Here is a 12,193-nt window from a genome sequence, read left to right on the forward strand (position 1 = left end):
CTCCCACCTCACCAAAGGGTTTCCGGCATCACGGCGGCCAGCCGGTCGAGTTCCTCGTCGGGCAGTGGACGGAGGTGCGCCAGCGAGTTGCGGACGTCCCGCGCGCAGAACAGGAGGTCGGCATCCGGGCGGGACAGCTGTACCCGTCTGCTGCTGACCGCCCAGGCCATCGCGCCCAGTTCCAGCGTCCCCTGCCTCGACCGGGTGCGTCGCCGGTCATGCGTGTCCTGTTCCCGCTCCAGCACTTCGATGACCGACTTCGACGCGTTGTCCCGCAACACCTTCTCCAGACGCGCGCGGCACCCGTCCACCAGAGGTGTGAGCGCACGGCTCTGCCCTCGCCAGACCAACGTGTCGAGGTCGCCGTGCTCAGCGGACGACAGCTTGGCAGCGGGGCTGATCCGGATGCGCCTGTCCCACCTGTCCACCACGCCTCTGCGCCAAGCACTTCTCAATGCCTGCGGGGGACGAGTGCTTCCGGTGCGGCCGTCGATCTCGGCCGGGAGGACGTCGTCGGCGGCGTCGTACGGCAGTGCGCCGATCTGCTCGGCCAGCGCGGAGACCTGGCCGTTCCAGGACCGGGCGAGGTGGTCGGCGAGCAACAGGTCCGGTCCAGCGACCTCGGTCATCACCTCGGTCGCGACCAACTGCCGGAGGACGGCCGTCTTGCCCTTCGTCGTGTTCCACAGGGACTGCCGGCGCACGGCCGCCACGACGGTGGCAGTGTCCAGGCGGCCATACACGTCCCACCACCAGTGCACCTTCGTGGTCAACGGGTCGGCTCTCTCCAGCACGGAGGCTGGAAGGTCGTCCTCCCTGACCGCGATCAGCAGACTCGGTCTGGAGGTGGGTGCGAGCCCGTGTTCCTTGAGCAGAGCGGTGAACCGGCTGACGCACGCGCCGAGATCCGCAGCGTCCCAGCCGTCCCAGCCGCACAGCACGACGACCTTGCCGGATAGCTGCTCGTCCAGCACGAGGCGCACCAGTGGATCGCCGTCCAGCGGGATGCCGAACAACGCGCACAGCTTGTCCACGACCGTCTCTTCTGGACGGTCCGTGACGATCGTCGGAGGATCCTGGGGCTCGTCGAACTCCAACAGCCCCAGGGTGTTCCGAGCCCACGCCGGGAGCGTCGTGGGTTCAGGGGCCTGCCAACGGTGTACCGCAGGCACGACGATCCTGTTCCTTTGCGGCGCCTCGACGCGGACGCTGTCGGGCCGCGCACCAGCGATGTCGACGAGATCGTCGGCCGTTCCCCGCTCCACCAGTTCGTCCGGAAGCACCCACACGCAGCTGAACCCGTCGTCCAGGTCGCGCGACAGAACGTCGAGATGGCCGCGCGGACCGGGGAGCGAAGGCAGTTCCCACGGTTGTCTGGTCACGGCGTGCTGCGCAGCGTGGTCAGACAGCGGTGGACCACTCGGTCGAGGGAGACGCCGTTGGCTCCCTCGTCGAGCACTCCCAGTTCCGCCAGCTCCTCCAGCAGCGCGGTCGCGTGAGCGAGACCGATCTCCAACGCCTCCGCGACGTCCACCGGCGAGGCCAGGTCGCCTGGGTCGAAGTAATCGACCCAGACACCGATCCGGTCTCGCAGAGCCGCGCCGACGTCCGCCTGGTCGAGGAACTTCGCGGCCCACTCCCGATCGTCAGTGCCGCGCCTCGCGATGTCGAGCGCCTGCGCCTGGGTCCGTCCGCGACGGACCACCGCGCTGATCAGGTCCTCCACCAGCTCCGGCCAGCCGCCAGTGGCCTCGATCAACTTGGTCCGCGCTTCGACCACGTCGAACGGGCACTCCGGCCAGCTGCGCAGACTGCCGACCGTCCAGCGGGCCAGCCGCACGGGTTCGGCGCCGAGCTTCTCCGCCTCGTCGCGCTCCAGCACCAGCACCGCCGCCACGGACGACTCGGTCAGTAGCTGCTCCGCACGACGAATCTCCGCAGGTGACTTGGCCCGCAGGTCCGCGACGACGACCGTCGGCCGCCTGCGACGTGAAGCGGCCTGAAGCGCCCTGGTCACGTCGGTGCCCATCTTGCAGATGTCCACGTTCAGGCTGCGCACCTTGGCGTAGTCGCTGACAGCCTGAGCCACTCGGTCGATGCCGAGGGCCGCCGATCCGACGACGACGCACAACCCCGCGGTCGGACCGGTCAGAGCGGACAGCTGCCCGTCGGTGAGCGGGCTCCTGCGGTCCACGTCGTTGCCGTCGATCTGGAGCAGCCGGCGAGCGTCGCGTGGGTTGTACTCGTAGGGCAGGTCGAAGTCGGTCTCCCCCAACTCGCGTTCCAGGTCCGACTTCGTTCCGAGCATGTTGACCACGTTCGGGCTGCGCACCGCGAACCTGTCCTGTCCCGACAGCCGGATGAGCAACCCGAGCCCCACCATCTCGGTGAGGTGGATCCTGGTCTGGGTGACCGTCATGTCCTCGAAGCCCTCGGGCCAGTAGACCCTGGCCTTCTCCAGGAGTTCGCCGGCGCTGTAGTCGGCGCCGAAAGAGTCCTCGAGGCTGTCCAGAGCGATGATCAGCATCAGGACCCGGTAGCGGTCCTCAAGGTTGATCGTGATGCGCAGCCGTTCGGCGATGCGGGCCCGCACCCGGTCGCTCGCTGCGACCGCCTCGACATCGCTCTCCCTGATCCGCACCGGCAGGTCCTGGATCTGCGAGACCCGGCTGTGCAGCGTGCGTACCAGTTCCTCGCAGAAGATCTGGATCAGGCTCGCCTGGTAGTTCGTCGCCGCGAGCAGGCGCCAGACCAGCTCGGGCTGTTCGAACGTGTACCCGAGGGCCGCCAGTGGCTCGGCGACGAGCTTGCGTGCGTCAGCTGCGTCCAATGGGCCGACGAGGATGTCGGGACCACCGTGGGCGAGCGGCACGTTCGACAGGTGACCGAACCTCTGCACCTGGTGCAGGCCAGCGAACACGACCTTGAACCGCCGCTCGGTGGACTCCATGAGCTCCTTAAGCCGCAACACGTTCGGGAATGTCGAGACGCCACCTGCCGTCGGCACACCGCGTGAGTCCGCGGTGAGGAACGCGTCGGCCTCGTCCGCCAGCAGGAGCAAACGCTTGCCAGGCTTGTTGTTGAGCCAGGTGCGTATCTGCGTGACCACGTCCTCGGCGGAGACGTCGGCGGCCACCTTCGATTGCAGCACACCACGTTCCTTGAGCTCGACGACGAGCTCGCGCCAGATGCGGCCGGCGGGTTCGGCCTCGCCGATTCCGCGTCCTTTGAGATCCAGGTAGACGGCGTGCTGGTCGTCGACCAAGTTGAACATGGCCTCCACCCGGCGCAGCAACGCCGACTTTCCGAGCTGGCGGCCACCGTAGATGAACAACCCGCCGTGCGGGTCGATCACCTGCGCCATCTCTTTGGCACGTCCTACGAACACCTCGGGCGGAACGAGACCCGCGACGAACGGGGTGTACGGATTGAGCGCCGTCCAGGGCAACGTGACGCGCTGGGTGGCCCGCCACGATCCCGGTGCCTTCGCAGCGACCCAGCTGAACACAGCGGGATCGACCACCAGCGCCTGTGCCGAAGTGCCAACGGCGTGTGCCGCGAGCTGACGTCGCGCGCCCAGGTCCATCGGGTGCAGGTACAGGACGACGTTGGCCCGACCGGACTCCTCCGGACCGAGGACGTCGAGCACCGTCCGTCCCCGGCGTTCGTCCGTCACCACGATCACGTTGTACTCGGAAGCCGCGGACCCGAGCACCGACACGTACGAACCGTCGCTCGGCACTGCCTGCACGCGGAACTTGCGGAAGCCGAGGCGTTGCCGCTGGTTGTACTCCCGTGGCCGGGTCGACGAGTTCAGTCCCAGCGTGCGCAGGATGTCCTTCACCACCACCGGAAGCTGGTCACCGCCGTGCTGGCGGTTGTCGGTGAGCGAGTCCCACGCCATCACTCCCACGGCGCCGAGCTCGGCCAGCTCACCGTCCTTCACGACCAGCTTGGCCCAGTGGGTGGCACCGGTCTGCGGCACCATCAGGTTGCGGGCGACACCTTCGGCCAGCACGCCGGTGAACGCCTTGAGATCCTGACCTGTGAGCTCGGCGTACTCGGGCAGCGGCTTGCCCTCCCGGACGAACGCCAGGAACTCCGCCGCGGTCACCGTGTCGTCGTCCTCCAGCAGCCCGGCCACCCGCTGACGGTCCTGGTCGGAGAGCGTCAGCGCGGCGAGCTCGGACTGGAGCTCCTCGCCCCAGGAACGCTGCTTGGCTTCGAGGCCGCCGACGAGATCGCTCACCTGGCGCGCGGCCTCGTCGAACCGTCCGTCAGGCACCTTGTCTAGCGTCATCAGACGACCGCTGACGGTCGACTCCTCGGCCTGGTCCAGGAGGTTCTGCGTACGCACTCGGGCGAACAACTCACGCGCCTTCATCAGGTTCGCGCGGTGCTTCCGGACGAGCGTCTCCCGCGCCGAGGCGACCTTCTCCGCGGCCGACGCGGCCAGCTGGGTCTCCGGCCAGAAGCCGGAGTCGGCCAGCTCGATCATCTTCAGCGCACTGCGGAGATTCCCGGTCTCGCAGTAGGACCCCAGCGCCGCGTCCAGGTCCAACGGTTCACTCAACCGCGCCAGAACCGCCGACGTTCGCGGATCGTCCTGGTCCGGCCGGCCCTGCGCGTCGCGAGGCAGGTCCGGCAACGGCAGCAGCACGTCGACGCTAGGCTCGGCGATACCCGGTGCCTCGCTAGACAAGGGCGAGTCTCCCGGCCCGAAGCCGGTCCACACAGGACTGGTCGTCGTCTCCAACCACCTGTGCAGCAACGAAACCGCGGCGCCGACCATTCCGGGAGGAACCTCGGCGGAGTCCGCGTCGGTCGCCGCGCGGAGCAGCTTCTGACCGAGCGCGGCGTCGTCGGACTCGGCGGCGGTCAGCCTGCGGTGCACCGCGTCCGCCTCCTGCACGATCGCGCCGACCTCCTCAACGGAGCGGCGCAACGTGCGCAACGCGGTGGCCACTATGGCCACGCGCGACTGCTTGGGTGTTCGCATCGCCTCGTCGGCGGCTTTGATCATGCCGTCGATCGCTCCAGGCGCCGCGAACTCGACAGCCACCTCGGACAACGCCTGGCCGTTCGAGGCGTTCTCCGACCACGCCTGCACCGCCTCGAGCGCGTTCGACAACGGCTGGCCCTTCACCATGAGCCGCTGCAGCACTCTCGTAGCGCGCTGGTAGTTGTTCTTGCGCTTGGGCAGTTCCTCCAGGAGCACTGCAGCCTGCCTGCCGAGCTCGGCACGTGCCTCGTGCACGTCCTCCTCCGGCGGCACCAGTCCCACCTCGAAATCGACGCGGAACTCGCGCCGCACCGCTCTGATGCAGGTGTCCACCAACGTCTGCCAGGTCTCGGGCAACGTCAGCTCGGGGCCGAGCTGGGCGAGCAGCGGATGACCCCACCCCGCGACCAGGCCGGCCCGGAGCACGGCGGTGGTCACCACGACCGCGGCCTCGGTGTCGGCGCTCAGCTCCTGCGCGTCGAGGTCCAGCGCGGCAAGCACCGCGGTGGCCTCGGCGTTGCTCGTGACCGCGTAGGCTGCCGCGGCGAAGCGCAGCGCGGCCACCCGTCGGTCGAACTCCCCCGACATCGCCGTCACCCAGTAGGCCTCGCCGAGCCTGCCCTCGCGAGTCAGGTCGACCGCGAGCGGCGGATCGCCTTCATCCCAGCCGTGCAGGAATTCCTCCTGCGGCGGAGCCTGTTCGTGCTCGATCGCGCTCGGGCTGCTCTCAAGCACCACGTCCGCGACCGGCTGCGGCTCCGGAGTCTCGTTGACCTGCAACGGTTCCTGAAGCTCGGACGGCGGGGCCAGCTCGGGTGGGGGTTCGGCCTCAGCCTCGGGCTGAGACTCGCTTTCGACGTCGAGGTCGCCCGAGGACGTCAGCGCCGCGTAGTCCTTGCGGAGCACGGCCAGGCTGTCCAGCAACCCGCTCTTGGCCTCCTCGGGAAGCGTGCCGAGGATGGTCTCCAGGCGGCGGATCTGCTCGCTGATCTCGTCGGCGCGAGCGGCGGCGGACTCCTCCTCGCGCCGCCGTTCGGCCTCCCGCTCCCGCAGTTCCTTCAACCGTGACTCCGCGTCGGCGAACACCGCGTGTTCCGGGAGCTTCAGGTCACGCAGGAGCTGTTCGCGCCGCTGGCCGTACTGGTCCACGGACACGGTCAGGACCGCCGCCCCGCCACGTTCGACGTCGTCCGCCAGCTTGTGCAGAGACGCCGACATCTCCGCGGCGAAGGTCCAGAGCTCGGTGAACTGCTGATCGAGCTCGACGAGCCCGCCACTGGTCTCCACGCGGTCGGTCACGTCACGATCTCCACTCTGAACGAGGTTTGACAGGGTTTTCCTGGGCGCACTGCGGAGAGCATCCTCGAGATCGGCGCGATACCGCGTGGCAGTCGGCGTGGCATTCGCGTCGCCGAGCAGGAGCCCGTACAGCACTGCTGTCCCGACAGGACGCCCGAGAGCGACGAGCATCTCGGCGAGCTGTTCTCTCGTCGGATCGGCGACCAGAACCTCGCTAAACGACAGATGGTGCACGAGGAGGTCGGCGGCCGGCGGCAACACCGCCTCCGCAGCCAGAACGAGCTGATGCGCCTTCGCCTTCGCCAGCCGGGCACGCGCCGCCCGCAGCTCGCGCCGCACAGGCGCCCGTGTGCCCTCGACGCCATGCGGGAGCTTGGCGGCGGCACGCAGCGGACCGCTCAGCATCAGGACCGCACCGAGATCCGCGTCTTCGAGCGACCTGAGCCACCTGCGGAAGTCGTGGGGCACATCGAGGGCGGCTGTCACGGTCAGTAGTTGTACATCGCGCCGGACTCAACCTGTTAGGTGAACACTCATCATTACCCAAGTGGAGCAACCGCATCTGCGCGAATGCACCCGAACAGCCCAATGCAGAGGCCTGCTCAGGTGAATCACATTCGATCCATCAACACTCGCGCGACAGGTTCCACGAATCGAGTGCCGACGACGGCCAACCGCGCATCGACCGTGGTAGGGCACATGAGAATGCGCACACCGAAGCCGCCGCACCGGCTTTGAAGTGGGAAATCGTCCCTCCAACAGCAAGCACCAAGGCGCCGCGAACTACCACAAGGAAAGATTGACCAGTTTTTGTCCTTGTATTGTCATCTTCACGCACTACGACGAATCGCAATTCCATAGCACAAGTCCGCGCGACTCGATGATCGACATCCTCGGAGCTAACGGAAAGTGACGTCTCGGCCAATGGGCGTGACGATCTTTAGCGGCCCAGCCACACCGGCGAAACGGTTCGACGAGGCGATCTTGTTCTGGAGGACTGCGCGGCCCCGCCGGTCACCGGACCACGCACCGGGAACACGGCGGACTCACCCGGCAGCGGAGCTGTGCTGCCCACCACCTCCTGGCGGGCAGCACGCCTTCGAAGATAACCCTGTCGCCGATCTCCCGGACGCAGGCGGACGGGCGCCAGACAGGTACTGCACCTTCAGAACTGGGGCGTGCGCTTGAGATTGACGACCCGGTCCTGTGGCGGGAACGGCCAGAACCCGTACGAGTAACGTCCGATCGCGTGGCCGCCGGGCGGGTACTTCACCGTCAGCCGTTCCGCTTCCTTGCAGCAGTGGCCGACGTACTAGCTCCAGCGGGTGTCGTTGCACAGCACGGAGAAGCAACCCGCGTAGTCGAGGTTGACCGCGCCACCGGCCGCCGACGAGGCCGCTAGCCACGAGAGGGCGGAGCGCCTCAGCACATTCGTCGTGCGCCAGCCGGTCGAGGGCGACTCGATCGACCCGTTGTTGCTGTAGAGGTACTGGAAGATCCAGTAGTCCAGGCTGTCGCCGCGCACGTTACTGGTGCCCGCCTTCACCATGTTGGCGGGGTCGGCGCGGAGGCCCTCGTACTCGGTCTTCACCTCGGCGACCGTGTTACTAAGTTCTCGGAATCTGGTTGGCGTTGCGCACGATCCACGGCACCAGCTGCTGTTCGAAGCGGCATTGGGCCAACGTTGGGAAGCCGTCGTCCAGACGTCGAGCGCTCGATGCAACCGTTCAGTCAGCAGCGGCAGCTCAGGGACTCCGGATAACTGCTCCTACAGCTCGTCGTCCGGCAGGCGCGCCTTGCCGAGCGCGATGACCACGGCGGACATGCGGCGCCCGATGTCGCTCGCGAGCAGGACCGGCCGTCGCGCCGCGCGGGATACACCAGCTCAAGGGCCTGTGGTACCCGTACGAACACCTGGATGGCTCAGGCTTGCGCTGTCAGTCGGCCGCCGAGTCAAGTCGTCGCCTGAGCTCAACGCCCTGGCATCTATTTGATCTGACCAGGCCGCACGTGCGAACTAGCTGCGGCTTTGCCAACGCGAGAAAGTCGCACAAGATCGAGAGAATCGACCTCTTGACTGCGAGTAAAGGGGTCTATGACCGATGCACTCACCGTCGCGGAGCGGTTCAATCCAACAAAAAGAGGGCCTCCGCAGCACCTGAGCTGCGAAGACCCTCTTGGCCGTCGGGACGACAGGATTTGAACCTGCGACCCCTTGACCCCCAGTCGTGGAACGACTGAGCGGCATGCTCCGGCCTGTTCTTCCAGGTCGGTCTCCAGTGTAACTGGCCGAGTAAAGGAGTCGAAGGTTCCGCACCTCCACTTGCAGGCCGCAGTGGCCGCAGGCCCGTCGCCTGTCAGTCCGTCAACTCCGGAAGCAACGTTTCACAGAGCTCCTTCACCTCGACCGGAAGCACAGCCGCCACAGCTGTTGCGGTGGCAAACGAACTGGTTCTCGCCAGGCTGCGAGCGAAAATGGTGCGAGCAAGCGAGACCAGGGCGGATCGCCTGCCCGGTTGGTCTTCAGACGCCGCCTCCTGCGCGACACCATCCAAGATCCTCAGGTACTTGTAGCTCGTGATCTCCTCATCACCAATCGCACATGCCGCCCGCTCCGCCTCAGCCCACATTCGCTGCTGAACCAGCGCGTCACAAAGCAACCGGTATGCAGACGAGCGTTCATCCGGGTACTCGATACTCGACGCGACGCGCGCGGCCCGTTCGACCTGACGGGTGTCCGCGAGCCCCACTACCAGCGCGACCAGTGCGGCCGCACGTTTGTTGGCATCCGCGATCTCACTGGCAATACGCTCCGCATCGTCTGCGATTCGCGCGGCGCGAGACGGGGCAGTTCGCAGACGCGCGCCCGCGACTGACGCCAACTCTCGTACGCCAAGAAGCGGCAGCGGTTCGTTTCGAGCAATCCCCTCGGCTGCGTCAACCATCCCGACGAGCAGCAACTCCTCACATAGACGCGAAGTCACATGCGGTCGATCGTCATCGTCCGAAGTCCGAAGCAGATGCAACGAGTCCGAAGCGACGCGGGCAGCGGCCTCAGGATCATGCTGCGCGACGACGGCGAGGACTAGCACTCGGATATGTGCGCGGTCGAGCGGTGTCTCCGCATGATCAGCGAGCCGAGCCAGGTCATCCCAACGACCCGCTCGCGCGCACGCTTCACAAGCCGCGATCAGGGTGTTGAACCGCTCGTCGTAGTCCGTGATGGCGTGAAGCAAGTCTTCCGGGTCACACTGCCCTTCGGGCGGCAAAGGGAACACAGCAGAAGCGAATCCCGTCAGAGCTGGTCGACCGCGGTCGCGCTTGTCCGTGGCAGACATTGCATCGATCAGATGTGAGCGCTCCTTGTCGCGCCGCTGCCTGTCCTCGGTTCTCCGCGCGACGTCCTCCGCTTCGATCGCTGTTGTTCTCGCACCTGCAGGATCCTTCGTTGCTTGATACGCGGCGAGCCAGGCGAGGTATCTGGCCTGCACGGCGACGCGCCGAAGTTGCCGGGCTACGTGGATTGCGTGATCCCACATCCCGGACCACGCGAACGCATCGACAATATCCATCCAGCCACGATCACGCTCGTCATCCGGCAGCGAAAGCCAGGCCTCTATCGCCCTGTCCGCGAGATCGTCGGCAATCGACCGATCTACCGGGACGACGATGCCAGCGAGTTGCGCAAGCAACTTCGGCGGGGCATGGCTGTTCCATCTACTCAGAATTACATCCAACTTTGCTTGCGACACAACGCGCTTCGCTAGCTCGATGTGAGCGGCCGCAGGTGACCAGCCCAACGAACTCAACTCTTCGACAAGGGACTCCGCCAGTGGCATGTTGTTCCCTGCAGCAATGATCGCGACCTCGGCGAGAGCAGCCTCCTGCCAAGCAGGATCTTCAATGCGTCGCGCCGTCTCCTCACTCCTGTCGAACAGTCCTGCGCACGCGAGCTCCCAACACAACACAGAGGCAACGCGCCCTCGATCCCTCGCATCCTCGAGGTGCTCCACCGTGCGATCAGCCCGATCCCATTCGCGCGCCGCAGCAAGATCACGTGCGAGGTTATCCAGGGCCACAGACTTGTGATAGGAATCTTCGATAGTCAACGAGAATCGCTCGGCGGCGTCCCACAACCGCGCTTCTGAACACTTGCGGACGAGTTCGGTCCGATAGGTGTCCTCGATGTACTCGTCGTCGACGCGCCGGATATCGTTCTCGACCTCGATGGCTCGATGGACCGCAGCTTCGAGGTCCAGCGAAGCGAGAGCGGCTACAAGCTCGATTCCCACCTCCACAAGCGCACTAGGTTCGCCAAGGCCGTTGACGATTACCTCGACGTCAGCTACTAGACGACGACAGAGCTCAAGATCCACCGCGCCCGCTGCGGCGGCAACTGCAGCGAGCGCCTGTCCGCGTGCGGCCGGTGCGGCGTATCCGCGCGCCAGGGCCTCGGCCTTCTCGAAGTCCCCCAGTCGCGCCCATGCCGCGGACAAGTCCTTCGGAATCTGTTCACTGCGCGCCGCCAGGCCCAAACGCCGGATGAGAAGAGTCCCGAGCGTGACAAGATCAGGCACGGCGACTCGTGCGCCGAGTTCCTGCGCATTGAGGATCTCCCAGCCCGCAGCGGCATCGTTGCCGTACCTGGCAAACATCTGATCATGTCGCTCAGGACTCAAGGCAAGAGCGACGAGTCGTTCTCGGTCCTGCAACTCGATGAGAAGCTGACCATAGGGAGCCAGCAAATAAGTAGGAGTACTAGCTGGCCATCCGAACTCACGATAGCGGTCGGCCCAGTCGTGCAGGTGCTGCCGGTACTGCTCAAGCCGCTGTTCGCCGAACTCCTCCGTTGCAATCGCATGGAGCCCCTCATGCCCGAGCAGGTAGACCTCGGCATCGCGACGCGGGTGTCCACCGCGTGTTTCAAGAATTCGGCCGAGTACCCCACGCAGCCGACGGCGGACCTGACCTGGAGCTTGGCTCGTTAGATCTGCTAGATCGGCGGCGGTCAGACCGCCGCCGGCCGCGGTGAGCAGTCCGAGCAGGTCCTGTTCATTCTGACCGGCGTGCAGCACATGGCTCAGCTCCAGCAGCATCCTGTCCTTGGCGACCTTCGCATGAGGCGAGGCATCCAACGGTCGCAGCACGGCCGTGTTGTGGAGTGGATGTTCGGCTGGGACGTCGCTAGGCAGCGAAGGGCTCGGGCGGCCGGATACGACGATCCGCATTCCCGCGGGCGGACACATGGGCAGAGCGGCGGCGATGCTGCTGCCCTGGGCAGGGTGGTCGTGGGGAGTACCACGGTCCTCGTCGAGGCCATCGATCAGCAGTACTAGCCGCTCACCTCGCTCACGACACTCTTCCGCTGCACGGGCGAGCAAGCCCATCAGATTGCTGTCACGCATATGCAGAGGGAGGGCAATCGGACTGGGTTCGGCCAAGATCTCAGCCAGTTGTTCGCCGACGATGTCGACGAATGCGGTCCGAGTGTCGTGCCCAAGCAACCTGGCAGTGATGAAGAACGACACCACCCGCACACCTGCTGGTGGGTCCAACACGAATGCTCTCATCAACGCGGTCTTGCCTGACCACTTCGGCGCTCGCCACCACCAGTACGCTGGCGCGCCCTCGTCAGAGCTTGTACAGAACTCGGCCAGTTCCGCGAGCTCCGCGTCTCGGTCGAGCAGCGGCGACTGGACGGTCTGCGATATCTGCTCGCGGTAGTACGAACGCGCCGGCGGTGGGCCGGTCATGTGCACCGTGGCCACACCACTGATCGCGACCGCGCCAGGCGCGGTCGCGATCGCGTCTCCGGTTCTGGAGACCTTGGCCTTATCCACCTGCCGCCGTTCTCTAACCACAACTACTCACGCGACACGCCAGATAAGCGAT

At 66.2% G+C, this 12,193-nt stretch carries 4 protein-coding genes; all 4 read right to left on the minus strand.

The window, feature by feature from the left end:
• Window positions 1–8: 8 nt before the first annotated feature.
• Complete coding sequence (locus AB0M24_RS37405; RefSeq protein ID WP_363778214.1) at window positions 9–1,382, minus strand: hypothetical protein; 1,374 nt, start codon at window positions 1,380–1,382, stop codon at window positions 9–11.
• Complete coding sequence (locus AB0M24_RS37410; RefSeq protein ID WP_363778215.1) at window positions 1,379–6,787, minus strand: hypothetical protein; 5,409 nt, start codon at window positions 6,785–6,787, stop codon at window positions 1,379–1,381. The genes AB0M24_RS37405 and AB0M24_RS37410 overlap by 4 nt, the downstream gene beginning before the upstream one ends.
• 826 nt (window positions 6,788–7,613) lie before the next feature.
• On the minus strand, window positions 7,614–7,892 hold the full coding sequence (locus AB0M24_RS37415) for a hypothetical protein (RefSeq protein WP_363778216.1): 279 nt from the start codon (window positions 7,890–7,892) through the stop codon (window positions 7,614–7,616).
• 766 nt (window positions 7,893–8,658) lie between these two features.
• Window positions 8,659–12,141, minus strand: coding sequence for a hypothetical protein (locus AB0M24_RS37420; RefSeq protein WP_363778217.1), 3,483 nt, complete (start codon window positions 12,139–12,141; stop codon window positions 8,659–8,661).
• Window positions 12,142–12,193 lie beyond the last annotated feature (52 nt).

This window comes from Lentzea sp. NPDC051838 (assembly GCF_040681245.1).
Lineage (GTDB): Bacteria > Actinomycetota > Actinomycetes > Mycobacteriales > Pseudonocardiaceae > Lentzea.